The organism is Bifidobacterium sp. LH_426 (assembly GCF_056356875.1).
On the sequence record NZ_JBKEVB010000011.1, the window covers coordinates 19,471 to 39,909 of the forward strand.

Consider the following 20,439-nt stretch of genomic DNA (forward strand, 5'->3'; position numbering starts at 1 on the left):
GGTGATGAATACGAATGGCAACAACCCCCTGCGCATGCGCCGCAAGCCCGAAGTGCTCGCCCCGGCCGGCAACCTGCGCGGACTCAAGACCGCCGTCGACTACGGCGCGGACGCCGTCTACTGCGGCGGCAAGGCGTTCGGCATGCGCAGCGCCCCCAGGAACCTCAGCCTCGAGGACTTCGAGGAGGGCGCTCGCTACGCGCACGAGCGCGGCAGCCGCGTCTACGTGACGCTCAACGTGCTGCCCCGCAACGCCGAGGTCGAGGCGATGCGCGACTACATCGGCCAGTTGAAGGGCACCGGCATCGACGCGATGATCGTCACCGACATCGGCGTGATGATGATGGCCCACCAGATCGCCCCCGACGTCGAGCTGCACGTCTCCACCCAGGCCGGCGTCACCAACTACGGCGCCGCGCAGGCGCTCTACGAGTTCGGCGCGCGCCGCGTCGTGCTCGCCCGCGAGATGGACCTGCAGGCCGTGCGCGACATCCGCGCGCGCATCCCCGACGACATGGACATCGAATGCTTCGTGCACGGCGCGATGTGCATGGCGTTCTCCGGCCGCTGTCTGTTCTCCAACTACCTGACCGGCCGCGACGGCAACCACGGCGAGTGCGCGCAGCCCTGCCGCTGGAAGTACTCGATCGTCGAGGAGAAGCGTCCCGGCCAGTACTTCCCGATCGAACAGACCGAGGAGGGCGCGTACCTGTTCAACTCGCAGGACATGTGCATGCTCGACCACATCGACGACCTGATCGACTCCGGCGCCACCAGCCTCAAGATCGAAGGCCGTTCGAAATCCGCGTACTACATCGCCGCGATGACCAACGCGTACAAGACCGCCGTCAACGAATACATGGTTCAGCGCGGCTTCGAGACCGCGGACGGCGACGTCGTCAAGCCGTTCCGCGACCGCGTGATCCGCCCCGGCGACCCTGATTTCGCGAGCACCGCCGACGACGCGATCGAGAAGAACGCCGACCGCGCGTTCGCCGGCGTTCCCGGCGAGCCGCCGGTCGAAGGCGACTCCGAAGACGCCCCCGCCTCCGCCGTCGCGCCGTCCAGGACCGAGGACGCGGCCGCCCGCTCCGCCGGCGGCGCGCAGCTCGACCAGCTGAGCTACAAGGCCCGTTCCGCCCGCCGCAAGTCGAACACGCGCGAGGAGGTGCTGCCCGAAGGCTGGCACCACGCGAAATGCCGCCCCGCGCCGCACGTCGAACTGCCCGGCTGGCTGCTCGACGAACCCGACAAGGTGGCCCACCGCGACTACTCCACCGGCTTCTACTATCCGGAGCGCAAGGTGACGCAGAACACCAACCGCTCCGCCTACTTCCGCGCGTGGATGGTCGTCGGCGAAGTGCTCTCGTGGAGCCCGGAACGCGGCGGCCGCGCGACCATCATGAGCCGCAACAAGATCGAACCCGGCCAGGAGGTCGAATTCCTGCTGCCCGGCGAGGCCCCGCTCGCCTACACGGTGCCCGGCACCGGGCTCGAGGACGCGGACGGCGTGCCCGTCGCCGCGATCAACAACCCGGCGCACGTGTTCTCGCTGCCATGCCCGCACGAGGTGCCCGAGAACGCGGCCATCCGCTCGCGCACGAAGAAACCCACGCTGAAGGCCGAATGACCATGCACCCCTCGCAACGAAGTCCGATCCCGAAAACCGGGGAAATCGACAGCGGACCCGCCTGCGAGGGGTACCCACCCCAAGGAGACACCATCATGAGTGAAATCGACGAGACGATCCTCGACTCGAACCAGATCAGCTCCACCGACAAGGCGGGCCGCCCCATCCCCGTCACCATCCCGATCGCGCTCGCGCCCGGCGTGACCGTCGTCTACACGACGCGCCTCGGGGGACTCTCGACCGGCGACTTCGGCAACCTCAACCTCGGCGGCAAGTCCGGCGACGACCCGGAGGCCGTCCTTTCGAACCGCATCGCGCTCGCCGAGGCGGTCGGCGCACGCCTCTCGCTCGTCTCGCAGGTCCACTCCGGCAAGGCCGTCGACGTGGATGAGGCGTTCGAGATCAACACGCCGTTCGGCTTCGACGTCTCCGGCACACGCACCGGCGAGGCCGCCGCCGAAGCGACCGGCGAGCCGACCGAACCGACCACGCCGACCGAGCCGTCCGCCGCAGCGGCCGATGCCGCGCCGCACGTCGTCGAGGCCGACGGCCAGGTCACCGCACAGACCGGCGTCGCGCTCGGCATGTTCGCCGCCGACTGCCTGCCCGTGCTGTTCGCCGACCCCGTGAGCGGTGTGATCGGTGCCGCCCACTGCGGCCGTCGCGGCCTCGAACGCGGCGTCATCCAGTCGACCGTCGACCTGATGGCCGCCAAGGGCGCGAAACCGGAGAACATCGTCGCCACGCTCGGCCCGTGCATCTGCGGTGACTGCTACGAGGTGGGCGACGAGATCGCCGACACGTTCGTCAAGCGTTTCCCGCTCACCAAGACCGCGACGCGCTTCGGCGGCGCCGGCATCGACATCGCCGAGGCCGCGCGCATCGACCTCGCGTTCGCCGGCGTGCACCGCATCGTCGATTCGATGCCGCGCATCCACGCCGCCACCGAATACCTGGAGGAGGACGCCGAACTCGCCGAACTGTGCCGCGCCGACGGCGAAGGTCCGACCGAGTTGTCCGCGCGCATCGCGGCCATCCGCCACAGCATGTGCACGCTCGAGAATCCGCTGTGGTACTCGCATCGCCGCGCCGCGAAGGCTGGCAAGCGTCACGAGGGCCGTCTCCTCGCGCTCATCGTGCGCCACTGAGCCGTCGTCCCGCATAACGCCCCGCGCCCCGCGTCCGGCGGATATTCCGTGCAGATGCGCGTGTGATTTCCGTCACCGTGCCGGGGCGCGTTCTACGGTGGAGGCATTATGACTGAGAGAGAGAATATGAACCAGCCCGCGCCCGTCGTGGCGGTGGTGCTCGCCGCCGGATTCGGCACGCGATTCGACCCCGACAACCCCAAGCAGCTCGTCTCCGTCGGCGGCAAGCCGATCGTGTGCTGGAGCATCGAGGCGTTCGAGCGGTGCGCGCGCGTCACCGACATCGTCGTCGTCGTCAACCCGAAGGTGCGCGGCGAGGTGGAGCGGCTCATCGGCGAGGCCGCCTACGGCAAGGTGCGCGTCGTCATCGACGGCGGCGAGGAGCGCGTCGACAGCACGGCCGCCGCGCTCGACATGCTCGCCGCGGCCGGCATCCCCGACGAGGCGAAGATCCTCATCCACGACGCGGTGCGCCCGTTCGTCTCGCAGGAGTCGATCGACGGCTCGATCGACGCGCTCGACGAGTTCCGCGCCGCGACCGTCGCGTTCGCGTCCACCGACACCGTGCTGCTCACGCGCGACCTCGGCGACCGCAAGGTCGTCGCGAGCGTGCCGGACCGTCCGGACACGTACCGCGCGCAGACGCCGCAGTCGTTCCGTTTCGCGACGATCCGCCACGCCTACGAGCTGGCCGCCGCCGACCCGGACTTCCATCCGACCGACGACACGCGCGTCGTCGTCGACTACATGCCCGACGAGCCGGTCGCGATCGTCGCCGGCAGCGAGACGAACCTCAAGATCACGACGCTCGCCGACATCCCCGTCGCCGAGCGCATCGCCGCCGACCTCACGCACCACATGACGCGCGAGGAGGCGAAGGCGCGCATGCACGCCATGTTCGCCGGCGCCGCCGCCCAGATGCACCGCCGCTGAGCGCGCGTCGCGCGTCGCGGCGTCGCGGCGGCGGTGCGCGTGCGCGACCGGCCGGCCGCGGACGGGTACACTGGGTGCCATGCAACAGCTCAGTGTCGTGATCTCCGGCTTCGACCACTATGACGACGTCCGCGTCAACCCGTCCTACGAGGTTCCGAAACTGCTCGCCGAACGCGGCGTCGACGGGCTCGACGACGTGGAACTCAGCATCCGCGCGGTGAGCCTGCCCGTCAGCTTCGCCAAGGCGTGGCCCACGCTGCTCGCCGCCATCGAGGAGGCGAAGCCGAACATCGTCATCGCCACCGGGCTCAAGCACGCGGCACGCGGCGTGATGATGGAACGTTGCGCGACCAATCTCATGGACGCCGCCAAGCCGGACGCCGACAACGTGGCGCCGCGGCGCAGGCCGATCGATCCAGACGGTCCCGCCGCCTACTGGACGCGACTGCCGCTGCGCGCGATCATCGCCGATTTCGCGCACGACGGCATCCCCGCGACGTTGAGCTCCGACGCTGGCACGTTCGTGTGCAATTCGCTGTTCTACAACCTGCTCAACTGGGCGCACGGGCAGGAGCGCGTGCTCGCCGGATTCGTGAGCTTCCCGCTCGTCAACGAGTCGCCCCACCCGCAGCATGGCCTGCCGCTGCGCCAGCTCGTCGCCGCCGGCGGCGACGTGGTGCGCGAGACGGTGCGCTACTACCGCCGGCCCAGTTCCAAGGAGATCCTCATCGCGTGACGTGCGCATGGTGCGTGCGTGTGGTGCGTGCGTGCGTGACGTGCGCGGTTGCGTGACGCGCCGGCATCGAACGAAAATGGATGATGCTGTGTGCATTACGGACGTGTTCAGCCTGTTCCCAGCCGCGATGGGATACGATTTTGCTCGATATGCCCGTAGGGCAAGGGTAGAGCGACGTGATGGAGCCGAAAGGATCAGACATGGATCAGTTCCCGATCGTGTTGAGGGGTTACGACAAGGACAAGGTGGACGAGGCCTTCGCCGCCGCGCAGGAGCGCGTGCGTCAGGCGCAGCGCACCCTCGCCGGCATGCGCGAGCAGATCGCGGCCGACGACGACCGCATCCTGCAGCTGCAGGCGCAGCTGGAGGAGGAGAAGAAGCGCAAGCCCACCAAGAACAGCTTCGCCTCGCTCGGCGCCAACGCGCAGCAGATGCTCGCCTCCGCCGAACAGACCTGCTCCGAACTGCTCGAACGCGCCAAGGCCGACGCCTCCACCACGCGCAAGGCCGCCCAGGCCCAGGCCCAGACGCTCATCAACAACGCCAAGCTCGACGCCCAGCACATCGTCGGCGACGCCAACCAGAAGGCCTCCTCGATCCTCGACCAGGCCAACAACGAGGCCGAGACCATCACCACCACCGCCCGCAACGACGTCGCCCAGCTGCGTGCCGAGACCGCGAAGAACGTCACCGAACAGCGCCAGACCGTCGAACTCGAACTGCGCAACTCCCGTGAGGAGCACAACAAGAAGCTCGCCTCCGAGCGTGCCTCGCAGGAGCGCGAGCTGTCGGACCTCAAGGCCACCGCCACCGCGCAGATCGCCGCCCAGCGCAAGAGCACCAACGAGGAGCTCTCCCGTCTCAAGTCCGAGGCGAACGACCAGATCGAGGCGGCGCTCGCCGAGGCGAACAAGAAGCTCGCCGACGTGCGCGAGCAGGTCTCCAAGATGATGACCGACGCCCAGCGCAAGGCCGGTGAGATCACCGACGAGGCCAAGTCGAAGGCGCAGGAGATCACCGACGACGCCGAAGTGCACCGCACGAAGACCATGAGCCAGGTGAACGCCGAGGTCGAGCAGATCCGCACCGACATCGCCGCCCAGCAGGAGGAGGCCACCAAGAAGGTCAGCGAGCTGCTCGACAGCCTCGAGGAGCGCCGCACCGCCGCCAAGGACGAGGCCGACAAGCTCATCAGCCAGGCCAAGACCGTGCGCGAGGAAGCCGACTCCTACGCCGCCGCCAAGCGTTCCGACGCGGACGCCCAGGCCGCCGCCATCCTCAAGAAGGCCGGCGAGGAGGCCGAGACCCAGATCGAGGAGCGCCGCACCGCCGCGCAGGTCGAGCTCGACGGCCTCAAGAAGAACATCAAGGAGCTGCAGCAGCGCGAGGCGCAGATCACGCAGCGCGTCACCGAGCTGCGCTCCATGTTCACCAACGTGTTCTCCGGATTCCTCAACGACCAGGCCGCCGCTCCGGACGTGCCGGTGAACAACGCCGTGGCCGACGGCCAGCAGGCCGACGGCGACGCCGCGCCCGCCGACGCCCCGGCCGGGAACGCCGCCGGTGCCGATGAGGTCGACGACATCCCGGAGATCACCGACGGCGACGCCGGCGACCAGCAGCAGCCGGCCGCGCAGGACGCGCAGGGCGCCGGGCAGCAGCAGTAGCGGCGGTACCGGCAGACGGCGATAGGAGCCCCTGCATGCCGACCAGTCCGGTCGGCATGCAGGGGCTCCCGTGTTTCCGTCATCGCCATACGTCGAGTAAGCTGGTCCCGGTTGTTATCCGCCCACAAGGAAATCAAGGAGATAATCGGACATGACTGAACTGCAGCCGTTGAGCACCGACGCGTTGGACACCCTGCGTGAGGAGTTCGACGCCGACGGCACCAACCGTATGGCGATGAACGCGGTGACCGCCGCCGGCATCGACACCGTTGCCAAGAACTACGATCGCGCGCGCCTGCTGCAGCGCCGCTTCTCCACCGTCGTGGACAACGGCGAGGCCACCCACCAGGACCGCTCCGGCCGCTGCTGGCTGTTCAGCTCCCTGAACGTGGCCCGCTTCGTCGCGAAGAAGAACCTGAACGTCAAGGAGTTCGAGTTCTCCCAGAACTACGCGATGTACTACGACAAGCTCGAGCGCGTCAACTACTTCCTGCAGGACGTGGCCGCCCTCGTGCGCGCCGGCGAGCCCGCCGACTCCCGTCTTGTCCAGCATCTGCTCGCCGACGTGATGGGCGACGGCGGCCAGTGGACGATGGCGATGAACGTCTACAAGAAGTACGGTGCCGTGCCGAAGGACCTCTACCCGGAGACCGCCTCCTCGAAGAACACGGGCGCGATGAACACGCAGCTGCGCCACATGCTGCACACCGCCGTCGCCCGCATGTTCGCCGCCGAGGCCGCCGGCGAGGACGCCCGCATCGACGAGGTCATCACCGAGGCCCGCGCCGCCGGCCACCGCATCCTCACCATCCACCTGGGCGAGCCGCCGGTCTCCTTCGATTGGGAGTGGACCGACGCCGACGGCGAGTTCCACCGCGACGGCGAGATCACGCCGCAGGAGTTCTGGAAGAAGTACGTGGGCTCCGCCGATTTGGAGAGCTACGTCTGCCTCGTCGACGATCCGCGCAAGGAGCACCCGAAGGGCCGCAAGATCGCCATCGAGCACCTCGGCAACGTGGCCGGCGGCGACGCCACCGAATACCTCAACGTGCCGAACCAGTTCATGAAGGACTGCGTGAAGAAGATCCTCGTCGAGCAGGGCATCCCGGTGTGGTTCGGCGCCGACTGCCACCCGTTCATGGACCGCGAGTCCGGCGCGTGGGCCACCGACCTGTTCGAGTACGGTTCGATCTACGACTTCGACTTCGACCTCGACAAGGAGGAGCGCGTGCGCTTCGCCGACTCCGCGATGAATCACGCGATGGCGTTCGCCGGCGTGGACGTCGCCGAGGACGGCGCCACCCGCCGCTGGCGCGTCGAGAACTCCTGGGGCACGAAGATCGCCGACAAGGGCTACTTCACGATGAGCGACGATTGGTTCACCGAGTACGTCTACGAGGTCGCCGTCCCCAAGGCGCTCCTGCCCGAGGAGTACCTCAAGGCCCTCGAAGAAGACGCCATCTCCCTGCCCGCATGGGATCCGATGGGCGCGCTTGCCTGAAAGGCAAGCGCGCCTGAGCCGACATGCCGTATAGCGAACAGCCCGGTGGGCTGTTCGTAGGCATGGCCCGCGGTCGTGAGACCGCGGGGAACGGCGAAGGCAGATCTGAGTCTGCCGAAGGCAGTCAATAATTGCAGGGCGCACTCGCGTGAGAAACTCGGCCCCCTCTGACGAGGGGGCTCCCGGCGGAGCCGGGTGGGGGAGAGACCGCGGCCGCAGGCCGCAGAAGAACGGAATCGGCCTTCGGCCGATGCGATTTTCCCGCGGCCTGCGGCCGCTCTTCCTCTCTCCCTCCGTCATCGCTTCGCGATGACACCTCCCTCGTCAGAGGGAGGCGATGGCAGCTGGCCTCACATCAGCTCGCCTGTCGGCTCGCACATCGCCTACAAACGCCTCCGGCGTTCGCTTCACGGCGAGGTCCCGTCAGGGGGAGCCCGATAACCCGCCGATTCCGGCCGGCCGTTCCACGAAACGGCCGGCCGGTTTCGCATTTCGGGCACGGCACACTACAGTGAAGTGGTCGCCGCACGGTGCGGCGCGTATCGCGCATCGCATGTCGCATGCGCATATATCGAATGACTCATGGTCAAGAAAGGAGAGTCGGCATGGCAGCACTTCGTGGTCCGGACAGTTCCGAGGACGCGCGTCGTTTGGGGGAGCAGGCCGTCTTTCCCGAGACCGTCGACGTCAACATCCGCCAGCTCGACCCGATTCCCGCGCCGCGCGCGTTCCTGAGGGAGCTGCCGCTCACCGACGAGATGAGCGAGCTGGTGCTCACCTCCCGCCAGCAGATCCGCGACGTCCTGCACGGCCGCGACGACCGTCTGCTCGTCATCGTTGGCCCTTGCTCGATCCACGATCCGAAGGCCGCGCACGAGTACGCGGAGAAGCTCGCCGCCGTGAACCGCGAGCTCAACGACCGCCTGCTCATCGTCATGCGCGTGTACTTCGAGAAGCCGCGCACCACAATCGGCTGGAAGGGCCTCATCAACGACCCGGACCTCGACGGCCGGTTCAACATCCGCAAGGGCATGTGGCTGGCGCGCAAGGTGCTCACCGACGTGCTCAACCTGGGCCTTCCCACCGCGACCGAATGGCTGGACCCGATCACCCCGCAGTACATCTGCGACCTGATCAGCTGGGGCGCGATCGGCGCGCGCAACACCGAATCACAGGTGCACCGCGAGCTCGCCTCCGGCCTGTCGATGCCGGTGGGCTTCAAGAACGCGACCGACGGCTCGATCAAGCCGGCCGCCGACTCCTGCTATGCGGCCGCGTTCGAACATCATTTCCTGTCGATCAATCTGGACGGCCGCGTCATCTCGGCGGAGACGAAGGGCAACCCGGACTGCCATCTCGTGCTGCGCGGCTCGAACCACGGCCCCAACTACGACAAGGCGTCCGTCGCCCAGGCGCTGGAGGACCTGAGGAAGTCGAAGGCGTCGGGTCCGAGCGAGCATGGTCTCGTCATCGACGCGGCGCACGGCAACTGCGGCAAGGACGAGGTGCGCGAGGCCGAGGTCGTCGAGGAGATCGCGCAGCGCGTCGCCGAAGGCGAACCGGGCATCCTCGGCGTGATGATGGAGAGCTTCCTCGGCGCCGGCCATCAGAAGCCGGCGCCGCTCGACCAGCTCGTCTACGGCCAGTCGGTGACCGACTCCTGCGTGCCGTGGGACCGCACCGAGGAGCTGCTGCATACGCTCGCCGACGCGGTCGCCGCCCGTCGCGCCTCCCGCTGAACCCATCCGCCGCACTCTCCCGCCGCGGGCGATATCCGCTATCCTTGGGCACTGGATATGTGAGCCAAGGGAGAAGCGATCGTCATGCAGCAACAGCAGCCACTCAACAAGCCGGAGGATCTGAAGGCCATCCGCGAGGCGATGGATGCGGGCAAGAACCCGCTCGTCGCCACGGACGTGCCGCGCTGGGAGGACCAGGTCGGCGTCAGCCGCATCGTGAACCGGCGCGTGCTGGAGTTCGAGGTGCTGCCCACCCCGGCCCAGGTACTCGCCGACCTACCGCTCGGCCCCGAGGCACAGGAGATCGTCGCCTATTCGCGTGACGAGATCCGCGCCTGCCTGTACGGGCAGGATGACCGTCTGCTCGTCGTCGTCGGCCCGTGTTCGGTGCACGATCCGGCGGCGGCGCTCGACTACGCGCGTCGTCTCGCCAAGCTCAAGGACGAGCTCGACGGCCAGCTGCTCATCGTCATGCGCGTGTACTTCGAGAAGCCGCGCACCACCGTCGGCTGGAAGGGCCTCATCAACGATCCGGACATCGACGGCTCGTGCAACATCCGCAAGGGCCTGCTGCTCGCGCGCAGGACGCTGCTCGGCGTGCTCGGCGAGGGCCTCGCCGCCGCCACCGAATTCCTCGAGCCGACCAGCCCGCAGTTCATCGCCGACGCGGTCAGCTGGGGCGCGATCGGCGCGCGCAACACCGAAAGCCAGGTGCACCGCCAGCTCGCGAGCGGGCTTTCGATGCCGATCGGCTTCAAGAACGCGACCGACGGCTCGGTCAAGGCCGCGTCCGACTCCTGCTTCGCGGCCGCGCAGCAGCACACGTTCTTCGGCATCGACCATCTGGGCCGCGCCGCCGTCGTCAAGACGCTCGGCAATCCCGACTGCCACGTCGTGCTGCGTGGCGCGAGTTCCGGTCCGAACTACTCGCGCGAGGACATCGCCGCCGCGTTGGAGACGATCCGCACACGCATGCCCGCCGACTCCGCCGCCGCGCACGGCGTGATCGTCGACTGCTCGCACGGCAACTCCGGCAAGGACGAGCATCGCCAGGCGCAGGTGGTGCGCGAGATCGCCGCGCGCATCGCCGCGGGGGAGCAGGGCATCACCGGCGTGATGATGGAGAGCTTCATCGAAGGCGGCAACCAGCCGGCCGCGCCGCTCGACCAGCTCGTCTACGGCAAGTCGATCACCGACAAGTGCCTGAGCTGGGAGGATACGGAGACGCTGCTGCGTGAACTCGCCGAAGCGGTCGCCACGCGCCGCTGGCGGTGAGGGGGGCCGGGGTCTACCCCTCAGTCGGCCTGCGGCCGCCAGCTCCCCTGTCAAGGGGAGCCGAACCGGTTCTCGTACACGATCGAGCCGGCTCCCCTGTCAGGGGGAGCCGAAGCTTGGTGATGCCGAGGGGTAGCCAAAATACATGGAACGTGGTCCACAATGTGAGCAGTCTCACCGCGGGGTCCGGACGGCGAGTAGACCAATAGGCAGCACAGCGGTGTGCGGACGCCGCTGCAGCCACAAGCCGCCAGCCCGCGCTCCGCGCACCCTGCCGATTCCCCGCGGCGCGACGCATACCGCGCATGGCCCGCGGGGATGAATCCGAGAGATTCATTCAAGAGGGGTTACATCACATCATGTCCGCAACCGCAGTCGCATCCACGGCAACCTCGGCGAAGAAGGACTCCGTTCCCGAGATCATCGCCGCATCGATGGTGGGCACCGCCATCGAGTTCTACGACAACTACTGCTATTCCATCGCGTCCGCCAGCTACTTCGGCGCGATCTTCTTCCCGGCCGCCACCAAGGCCAACCCGGCCATCGGCACCATGCTCGCGTTCCTCACGTTCGCCGTGTCCTTCCTCGCCCGCCCGTTCGGCTCCATGCTGTTCGGCCACTTCGGCGACAAGATCGGCCGCAAGACCACGCTCGTCGTCGCGCTGATGACGATGGGCATCTCCACGTTCCTCGTCGGCTGCCTGCCCAGCTACGACCAGTTGGGCGTGCTCGCCATCATCATCCTGTGCATCTGCCGCGCCTGCCAGGGCGTCGGCCTCGCCGGCGAATGGTCCGGCGCCGCCCTCGTCGCCACCGAGAACGCCCCGGCCCACAAGCGCGCCCTGTACGGCTCGTTCCCGAACCTCGGCGCCCCGATCGGCTTCTTCTGCGCCTACGGCCTGAACCTGCTGCTCGACTCCACGCTCGGCCCGGAGACGATGCAGGCCTGGGGCTGGCGTGTCCCGTTCCTGTGCTCCGCCGTGCTCGTCGCCATCGGCCTGTATGTGCGTCTGCGCATGACCGAGACCCCGATCTTCCGCAAGGCCGTCGCCAACGACCGCGTCGTCAAGCACCCGCTGCGCTCGCTCGTGCCGTACTGGAAGGAAGTCCTTCTCGGCACCTTCGCCATGGGCATCACCTACACGCTGTTCTACGTGCTCGGCACCTGGTCGCTGAGCTACGGCGTCAAGGTCATGCAGCCGGCGTTCACGCAGAACGAGTACCTCGCCATGCAGATGACCTCCGTGGTCTTCTTCGCGATCTTCATCCTCATCTCCTGCGTCTACTCCGACCGCATCGGCCGCAAGAAGGTGCTCATCACCACCACCGCCCTGACGTTCGTCTTCTCGCTGTTCGCGATGCATCTGCTGCAGCACAACGTCGTCACCGTCATGGTGTTCCTGTGCGTCGGCTTCGCGCTCATGGGCTGCCTGTTCGGACCGTGCGGCGCCTACCTGCCGGAGCTCTTCCCGACCAACGTGCGCTACTCCGGCGCGGGCCTGAGCTACAACCTCGCGGCCATCCTCGGCGGCGCGTTCGCCCCGTCCATCGCCACCGCCCTGGTGCAGTCGACCGGCTCCGTCGTGTCCGTCGGCTGGTACATGGCCATCATGGCCGCCCTCGCGCTCGTCGCCCTGTTCCTCATCAAGGAGAGCAAGGACAAGGACTACGAGGCCTGAGCCCATCCGATCCACACCCCCTCAGTCGGCTTCGCCGCCGGCTCCCCCTGAAGGGGGCGCGGAGAGAGATCTGACCATAATCTCCCCTATGCTCGGTTGCGGAAACGCACATCGAGCATAGGGGAGATTTCGTATGACCGGCAAGCATATCGCGTCCGCCGCGGCGGTATCCACCAGGACCATCGCGATCATCGGCGCGCTGGACGAGGAGGTGGCGCTCATCGCCGCCGCCCTCGAGCACGTCGAGCACGACCACGCCGCCAGCCTCGACGTCGTGCGCGGCACAATCGCCACGAACAAGGGCGAGGACCTCACCGTCGTCGCCACCGTGGGCGGCATGGGACTCGTCGCGGCCGCCGCGACCACGCAGCATCTCATCAGCACGTACGCGCCGGACGCCGTCGTCTTCTCCGGCATCGCCGGCAACCTCAACCGCGAACTGCACGTCAACGACGTCGTGCTCGGCGGCACGCTGCGCTTCCTCGACACCGACATGCGTCTCGTCGGCCAGTGGAAGCCCGGCACGCCGGACGAGCCCGTCACCGAATTCCACTCCGACGACCACCTGCTCCACATCGCCGACGAGGCGCTCGACGCGGCCGGCACGAAGCACATCACCGGCATCATCGCCTCCGGCAACTACTTCGTCGACTCGCCCGAGCAGGTGAGCCGCGTCATCCACGACACGGGCGCCGACGCGGTCGAGATGGAGGGCGCGGCGGTCGCGCAGGTCGCCGCGCGCAACGACGTGCCCGCGCTCGTCATCCGCGCCCTGTCCGACAACGCGGACACCGATTACGAGGTCTTCAAGGAGTTCGACATCAGCGAGTACGCGGACACCGCCGCCGCGCTCGCCGTCGACATCCTCAGGCGCATGTGAGCCCACGTCCCGCGGACGTCCGTTTTTCGCCGGAAAAAATGAACATCCGCTGAACTTACGTAGTCCTGCGTGAATCCTACGTGTTCTCCCGCTAGTCTGGAGGGGCAAACGTTTTCGGCCGGCCGTCGCGTCGACGTCCCGTCGCGCGCCGCCGGCCTCCCGTCAGTGAGGTGGAACATGGTCTGGTGGCAGGTGCTCGTTCTGGTCGTCGTCGCGCTCGTCGCGGCGATCGCCGCCTACCGCGACGGCATGGAGCGGGGCGAGCGCGTGGGGCGCGAGTCGCGCCCGCACGTCGCCGCCCCGGTCGACCCCGACGACGTGCTGTTCGGCGGCGAACCGTCGGTGCGCGCGCGGGAGGAGGCGTTCGTCGCGGCGATTCCCGAAGCGGTGATTCTCGTCGACGGCGAAGGCATCGTCCGCTACATGACGAAGGACGCCGCCGAATTCGGGATGAACGAGTCGCGTCATCTTTCGGACGACGACGCGCTCGGCATCCTCGCGCGCGTCGCCGCGGACGGCAAGACGCGCGAACGCGAGATCGAACTGCCCGTCGAGGGCGTGCACACGCTCGCCGGCGTGAACGGCGATTCCGGGCGCGGCGTCGAGGCGGGCAAGGCGATGCCGTCGAACATCCGCTATCTCAGGGTGCGCGTGAGCGCGATCGGCGACGACCTGTACGCGGTCCTCATCAGCGACATGAGCGAGCAGCGCCGGTTCGAGGCGATGCGACGCGACTTCATGACGAACGTCTCACATGAACTGAAGACGCCCGCCGGCGCCATCTCACTGCTCGCCGAGACGATCGGCGACGCCGCCGACGATCCGGACGCCGTGCGCTACTTCGCCGGACGCGTCTCCAAGGAATCGACGCGACTGACCGAACTCGTCCACCGTCTCATCGACCTGCAGAAGGCGCAGGACGCGGCCGGCGTGCTCGACCCGAAGCGTCTCGGCGTGCTCGCCGTCGCGCGCAAGGCCATCGCCGAGAACCAGGTGCAGGCGGACGGACGCCACATCGCGCTCGAACTGCACTATGACGGCGTGCAGGTGCCGGCCGACGCGCCCGGACCGGGGGAGAGGGACGCGATCGTCTCCTGCGACGAGGACTCGATCACCACCGCCGTGAAGAACCTCGTCGAGAACGCGATCCACTATTCGCCCGAACACACGACCGTGCGCATCGCCGTGGGCGCGCGCGACGGCAAGGTGCGCATCCGCGTCATCGACCAGGGCATCGGCATCCCGGCGGAATCCATCGACCGCATCTTCGAGCGCTTCTACCGGGTCGATCCGGCGCGCTCGCGCGCGACCGGCGGCACCGGTCTCGGCCTCGCCATCGTCAAGCATTGCGTCGCCGACTGCGGCGGCACCGTGTCCGTGTGGTCGCATGAGGGGGAGGGGTCCACGTTCACCATCGAGCTGCCGCTCGACGCGGACCAGACGCCGCTCGCCGGTCCGGCCACGGACGGTGCGGACGCTACGGACGCTACGGACACCGCCGGGGCCGCCGGTGCCGCGGACGTTGCAGATGATCGGGGAACGGACGCCCGGAAAAACGTAGTCGGCGATGATGGTGGTACTGATGATTCGCATGATACTGGGAATCACAATGAAAACGACGCGTAATTATTACGTAGTCGAGATTGGGGGCGGATGAACCGTGGGCGAACGACTAGGATTGTCCACGTAACAAAACAGGGGAAAGGTGATCATGACGCGCATTCTCATCGTGGAAGACGAGGAATCCTACAGGGAACCGCTGGTGTACCAGCTTACGCGGGAAGGATACGACGTCTCCGCCGCCGCGACCGGCGAAGAGGGGCTCGAACTGTTCACCAAGGGCGGCATCGACTTCGTACTGCTCGACCTCATGCTCCCCGGCATCGACGGCACCGCGCTGTGCCGCCGCATCCGCGAGCAGAGCTGCGTGCCGATCATCATGCTCACCGCCAAATCCACCGAGATCGACAAGGTCGTCGGGCTCGAGCTCGGTGCCGACGACTATGTGACCAAGCCGTACTCGTTCCGCGAGCTGCTCGCGCGCATCCGCGCCGTCATGCGCCGCAACCAGCAGCCCTCGGGATCGGGCGACGGCTCCGGCGCCGACGACCTGCCGCTCGTGTGCGGCGACATCTCGATGCAGGTCGGCCAGCATCAGGTCACCGTGCGCGGCGAGAACGTGTTCTTCCCGCTCAAGGAGTTCGAGCTGCTCGAATACCTGCTGCAGAACAAAGGCCGCGTCATGACCCGCCACCAGCTCATCGACCGCATCTGGGGCTCCGACTATGTGGGCGACACCAAGACGCTCGACGTGCACGTCAAGCGCGTGCGCGCCAAGATCGAAGAGGACCCGAGCCACCCCAAGTACCTCACCACCGTGCGCGGCCTCGGCTACAAGATCGACAAGCCGGCCGCGTGACCTGCGGCCACGCGCGATCCTTTTTGCCTGCCTTTCGGCAGGCCTTCGCCTTTCAGGCCCCCTCTGACGAGGGGGCTCCCGCGAAGCGGGTGGGGGAGAGACCGGGAAACGCCAAACTACGCGCAAGTCCCCGAAAACGACGTAGGCATTGATTGCGGATTGTTCATCGTCCGTTCACTGATTTCGGCCGGTGAAAGCCGTCGCTCCCTCTAGTCTTGAAGATGTCAAGAAATGACGGACGGTTCGGAATGCGTCTCCACACCACATCCGGATCGCCTCTTGCAAGTGATAGAGGGAAAAGAAACAATGCGTAAGAACATCCTCGTTCGCTCCATTGCCGCCCTGTCCGGCATCGTGATGCTGGCCGGCCTTGCGGCCTGCGGCGACAACACCGCCTCCACTTCCAACGGTGGCTCTGATTCCACCACCAAGTCCGAGCCCATCTCCGGCAACTTCGCCGGCGCCGGCGCCTCCTCCCAGCAGGCCGCCGTCGAGGCTTGGACCGCCGCCTTCCAGGGCACCAACCCGGACGCCAAGATCGCCTACAACCCGTCCGGCTCCGGCGCGGGCGTCTCCACCTTCCTCACCGGTGCCACCGCGTGGGCCGGCTCCGACAAGGCCCTGTCCGACGACGAGGTCGCCCAGTCCAAGACCGTGTGCACCTCCGGCACCGCCTTCGACGTCCCGGTGTACATCTCCCCGATCGCCGTGGTCTTCAACCTCAAGGGCATCTCCGACGCGGGCAAGCACATCGACCTCGACGCCTCCACCATCGCCAAGATCTTCGACGGCAAAATCACCAAGTGGGACGATCCGGCCATCGCCGACCAGAACAAGGACCTGAAGCTGCCCGACACCGACATCACCGTCGTGCACCGCTCCGATAAGTCCGGCACCACCCAGAACTTCGTCTCCTACTTCAAGGACGCCGCCCCGAACGACTGGAGCTACGACCTGTCCGAGAACTGGCCGAACTCCGTCGGCCAGGGCGCCAAGGGCACCTCGGGCGTGATCTCCACCGTGCAGCAGGCCGACGGCACCATCGGCTACGCCGACTTCTCCCAGGTCGGCAAGCTCGGCACCGTCGCCGTGAAGGTCGGCGACACCTACAACGAGATCTCCGCCGAGGCCGGCTCCAAGGTCATCGAGGATTCCGAGCTCGACTCCTCCGCCAAGGGCGAGAACCGCGTGGTCGTGAAGATCAACCACGAGACCACCGCCAAGGGCGCCTACCCGATCGTCCTCGTGTCCTACATGATCGCCTGCCCGGCCTACAAGGACGCGAAGCAGGGTGAGTTCGCTAAGGCGTGGCTCACCTACGTCACCTCCTCCGATGGCCAGAAGGCCGCCCAGGACGCCGCCGGCTCCGCGCCGCTGCCGTCCAGCCTGACCCAGAAGATCACCAAGTCGATCGAAGCCATCAAGACCAAGTGATGACCTTCCCGGTCGCCCATACGGGCGGCCCGGCACGGTCCGAACAGCTTAATTGAAGACACCGAATCTGTGAGCCGCAGTCGTGCGAACGGCTGCGGCTCACAGCCGGTTTCGGAAAACCGTGCCGTGAAGGCCCTCACGCACTCGCAACACGCACCAATTTCCACTAAGGAGAATCCGTGAGTTCGCAAGACACACCGGTCATGCAGCCGGCCGGCGGCAAAACGGCGGACAAGGTGTTCAAGGGCATCGCGTATGCCTGCGGCATCCTGATCCTCGTCGTACTCGCCGCTGTGTTCCTCTTCCTCTTCTTCCGCGCGTGGCCGCTCATCGGCGGTGATCAGGCCGCCAACAGCGCCACCATCTCGAGCTTCACCGGTGGCAAGACCAACAACTTCTGGGGCTATGTGCTTCCGCTGCTCTTCGGCACCGTGCTCGTCTCCATCCTCGCCCTGCTGATCGCCTTCTTCGTCTCGATTGGCATCGCCCTGTTCATCTCGCACTACGCGCCGAAGAAGATCGCCACCGGTCTGAGCTACGTGGTCGACCTGCTCGCCGCCATCCCCTCCGTCATCTACGGTCTGTGGGGCGGTCTGATTCTCGTGCCGGCCATCTACCCGTTCTGGAACTGGGTGGCCACCTACCTCGGCATCATCCCGATCTTCGCAGGCCCCGCCGCCAACCCGCAGCGTACCGTCGCCACCGTGGCCGTCGTGCTCGCCGTGATGGTCCTGCCGATCATCACCTCCATGTCGCGCGACATCTTCCTCCAGACCCCGACCCTCCAGCAGGAGGCTGCCTACGGTCTGGGCGCCACCAAGTGGGAGATGATCAAGCTGGCCGTGATCCCGTTCGGCAAGTCCGGCATCGTGTCCGCCTCCATGCTGGCCCTCGGCCGCGCCCTCGGCGAGACGATGGCCGTGTTGATGATCCTGTCCCCGGGCCTCACCTACTCCATCAAGCTGCTGCAGGCCTCGCAGAACCAGACCATCGCCGCGAACATCGCCGCGCAGTACCCTGAAGCGAACGATCTGGGCGTCTCCACGCTGATCGGAACCGGTCTGATCCTGTTCCTCATCACGTTCGTGGTCAACTACGTCGCCCGTAAGATCACCGAGAAAGCGAGCGTCTGATGGCTGAAGCAACCGCGACCAAGAAGAAGAACCTCGACGGCGCGCCCGTCATCGACTTCGACAAGTTCCGTCCGACCCGCTCCTCGGAGAACGCCCGCAAGCGCAAGGACTACTTCATGACCGGCCTGATCGGCCTGGCCTTCGTCATCGCCTGCCTGCCGCTGATTTCCGTGCTGTGGACCACCATCGTCAACGGTCTGAAGCGACTGAATCTCAACTTCCTGTCCTACAACATGACCGGCGTGGTCGGCGGCAACCCGACCCCGTCCGGCGGCTACGGCGGCGTGCTCCACGCGATCATCGGCACGCTGGAGATCACCGGCGGCGCCATGGTCATCTCCATCCCGATCGGCATCATGTGCGCCGTGTACCTCGTCGAATACGCGCACGGCGGCAAGCTCGCCATGACGATCTCCCTGCTCGTCGACGTGATGAGCGGCATCCCGTCCATCGTCGCCGGTCTGTTCGCCTTCTCGATGTTCACCATCGTGTTCGGCCCCGGTACGATCAACGGCTTCGAAGGCTCCGTCGCACTGTCGCTGCTCATGCTGCCGACCGTCGTCAAGTCCTGCGAGGAGATGCTCAAGATCGTCCCGAACGACCTGCGCGAGGCCTCGCTGGCCCTCGGCGTCACCAAGCAGCGCACGATTACCAAGATCGTGCTCAGGACCGCCCTGCCGGGCATCGTCTCCGGCTGCATCCTCGCCATCGCGCGAGTGATCGGCGAGACCGCCCCGCTGCTCATGACCGCCGGCTACATCTCCAGCACCAACGTGAACCTGTTCTCCGGCCAGATGACCACCCTGCCGGTGTTCGTCTACCAGGAGTACTCGAAGCTCAACGCGAACTGCCCGGCCCACGCGACCGCCGCCTGCGTGCCGACCATCCCGATGGAACGCGCCTGGGCCGCAGCCCTCGTGCTGATCATCATCGTGCTGCTCCTCAACCTCATCGGCCGTCTCGTCGCCAAGGTCTTCGCCGTCAAGACCGGACGCTGAGCCGCGAAACGTAACGCATCGTAAGCAACCAAAAGGAAATTCATCATGGGACAACGCATTGACGTCAACCACGAGAACATCTACTACGGCGACTTCCTCGCCGTGGAGGATGTGAACATCAACATCGAGCCGAACAAGGTGACCGCGTTCATCGGACCGTCCGGCTGCGGCAAGTCCACCGTGCTGCGCACCCTGGACCGCATGCACGAGCTCATCCCCGGCGCCCACGTCGAGGGCGAGGTCCTGCTCGAAGGCAAGAACCTGTACGACAAGGACGTGGACCCGGTCTCCGTCCGCCGTGACGTCGGCATGGTCTTCCAGCGCCCGAACCCGTTCCCGACGATGTCCATCCGCGAGAACGTGCTCGCCGGCGTGCGCCTGAACAACAAGCACCTCAACAAGTCCGACGCCGACGACCTCGTCGAGTGGGCCCTGCGCGGCGCCAACCTGTGGAACGAGGTCAAGGACCGTCTCGACAACCCGGGCATCGGCCTGTCCGGCGGCCAGCAGCAGCGTCTGTGCATCGCCCGCGCCGTGGCCGTCCACCCGCAGGTCGTGCTGATGGACGAGCCGTGCTCCGCCCTCGACCCGATCTCGACCCTGGCCGTCGAGGATCTGATCAACGAGCTCAAGGACGACTACACCATCGTCATCGTCACCCACAACATGCAGCAGGCCGCCCGTATCGCCGACTTCACCGCGTTCTTCAACCTGAAGGCCGTCGGCGAGCCCGGTCACCTCGAGTACTTCGCGGACACCACCACGATGTTCAACAACCCGCAGAACGAAGAGGCCGAGCGCTACATCTCCGGCCGCTTCGGCTGATCGCGCGACGGATATCGCCGTCACTGCATCGGAAAGCCCCGCCGCATACATATGCATTGCCTGTGTATGCGGCGGGGCTTTCCCGTTTCTGTGGCGTTCCTCTATGGGGAACACCACGCCAGCGGTGTCTGCGACGCGTCGGTGTTGCTAGGCATCCGTTTCGTTTCGCAGGGGCGCTTCCTAGTGAAGCATGTGGGGCTCAGCGTGTCCGTTTCGTTTCGCTGAGTTGGCTTCTATCTTCTGGTGAAACGCATGGGGGTTGTGATATCCGTTTCGTTTCGCTGAGCGGGGGAAAGGGGACGCCAGCGGTGTTGAAGGGGGACGCCAGCGGTGTTGAAAGGGACGCCAGCGGTGTCGGATATGCGCCGGTGACTCCGTACCAAACACCCGTTATCCGCTCTTTACAGTGCCAAACACCCGTTTCGAGGGGGTCGAACCGTCC

General features: G+C 66.8%; 16 protein-coding genes. All 16 read left to right on the plus strand.

Annotation, left to right across the window (positions count from 1 at the left end):
- The first annotated feature begins 4 nt into the window (after positions 1-4).
- The 16 genes from AC1AYD_RS09580 (at position 5) to pstB (ending at position 19,997) form a co-directional block, all read left to right on the plus strand.
- Entirely contained in the window at positions 5-1,630 is a 1,626-nt protein-coding gene (locus AC1AYD_RS09580; RefSeq protein ID WP_476502849.1) for a peptidase U32 family protein, read from the plus strand.
- A gap of 95 nt (positions 1,631-1,725) precedes the next feature.
- Positions 1,726-2,778: a purine nucleoside phosphorylase YfiH/LACC1 family protein gene (locus tag AC1AYD_RS09585; RefSeq protein WP_476502848.1), complete on the plus strand. Its 1,053-nt coding sequence runs from the start codon at positions 1,726-1,728 to the stop codon at positions 2,776-2,778.
- Between the two features lie 108 nt (positions 2,779-2,886).
- The gene (locus AC1AYD_RS09590; protein ID WP_476502847.1) at positions 2,887-3,711 is read left to right on the plus strand and encodes an IspD/TarI family cytidylyltransferase; all 825 of its coding nucleotides are present in this window, start codon (positions 2,887-2,889) and stop codon (positions 3,709-3,711) included.
- A gap of 79 nt (positions 3,712-3,790) precedes the next feature.
- Positions 3,791-4,447, plus strand: a complete 657-nt coding sequence (locus AC1AYD_RS09595) for a pyroglutamyl-peptidase I (protein WP_476502846.1) — start codon at positions 3,791-3,793, stop codon at positions 4,445-4,447.
- A gap of 200 nt (positions 4,448-4,647) precedes the next feature.
- A complete protein-coding gene (locus AC1AYD_RS09600) occupies positions 4,648-6,114 on the plus strand; it encodes a cell division protein (RefSeq protein ID WP_476502845.1) in 1,467 nt (488 codons plus the stop codon).
- A 151-nt stretch (positions 6,115-6,265) separates the two neighbouring features.
- Positions 6,266-7,615, plus strand: coding sequence for a C1 family peptidase (locus AC1AYD_RS09605; RefSeq protein WP_476545081.1), 1,350 nt, complete (start codon positions 6,266-6,268; stop codon positions 7,613-7,615).
- 605 nt (positions 7,616-8,220) lie between these two features.
- Positions 8,221-9,354, plus strand: a complete 1,134-nt coding sequence (locus tag AC1AYD_RS09610) for a 3-deoxy-7-phosphoheptulonate synthase (RefSeq protein WP_476545082.1) — start codon at positions 8,221-8,223, stop codon at positions 9,352-9,354.
- A gap of 84 nt (positions 9,355-9,438) precedes the next feature.
- Positions 9,439-10,629 (plus strand): 3-deoxy-7-phosphoheptulonate synthase, encoded by a 1,191-nt coding sequence (locus tag AC1AYD_RS09615; protein WP_476545084.1) that lies wholly within the window; start codon positions 9,439-9,441, stop codon positions 10,627-10,629.
- A gap of 359 nt (positions 10,630-10,988) precedes the next feature.
- Positions 10,989-12,308, plus strand: a complete 1,320-nt coding sequence (locus tag AC1AYD_RS09620) for an MFS transporter (RefSeq protein ID WP_476545085.1) — start codon at positions 10,989-10,991, stop codon at positions 12,306-12,308.
- Between the two features lie 133 nt (positions 12,309-12,441).
- On the plus strand, positions 12,442-13,188 hold the full coding sequence (gene mtnN, locus AC1AYD_RS09625; protein ID WP_476545086.1) for a 5'-methylthioadenosine/S-adenosylhomocysteine nucleosidase: 747 nt from the start codon (positions 12,442-12,444) through the stop codon (positions 13,186-13,188).
- 177 nt (positions 13,189-13,365) lie between these two features.
- Positions 13,366-14,814: a sensor histidine kinase gene (locus tag AC1AYD_RS09630; protein ID WP_476545088.1), complete on the plus strand. Its 1,449-nt coding sequence runs from the start codon at positions 13,366-13,368 to the stop codon at positions 14,812-14,814.
- 85 nt (positions 14,815-14,899) lie between these two features.
- Positions 14,900-15,607, plus strand: coding sequence for a response regulator transcription factor (locus AC1AYD_RS09635; protein ID WP_476545089.1), 708 nt, complete (start codon positions 14,900-14,902; stop codon positions 15,605-15,607).
- Positions 15,608-15,913: 306 nt separating this feature from the next.
- Entirely contained in the window at positions 15,914-17,041 is a 1,128-nt protein-coding gene (pstS, locus tag AC1AYD_RS09640; RefSeq protein ID WP_476545090.1) for a phosphate ABC transporter substrate-binding protein PstS, read from the plus strand.
- 179 nt (positions 17,042-17,220) lie between these two features.
- Positions 17,221-18,174, plus strand: a complete 954-nt coding sequence (pstC, locus tag AC1AYD_RS09645; RefSeq protein WP_476545091.1) for a phosphate ABC transporter permease subunit PstC — start codon at positions 17,221-17,223, stop codon at positions 18,172-18,174.
- The gene (gene pstA, locus AC1AYD_RS09650) at positions 18,174-19,172 is read left to right on the plus strand and encodes a phosphate ABC transporter permease PstA (RefSeq protein ID WP_476502835.1); all 999 of its coding nucleotides are present in this window, start codon (positions 18,174-18,176) and stop codon (positions 19,170-19,172) included. Before pstC ends, pstA begins: the two co-directional genes overlap by 1 nt.
- A gap of 45 nt (positions 19,173-19,217) precedes the next feature.
- Positions 19,218-19,997, plus strand: a complete 780-nt coding sequence (gene pstB, locus AC1AYD_RS09655) for a phosphate ABC transporter ATP-binding protein PstB (protein ID WP_055427879.1) — start codon at positions 19,218-19,220, stop codon at positions 19,995-19,997.
- The last annotated feature ends 442 nt before the right edge of the window (positions 19,998-20,439 follow it).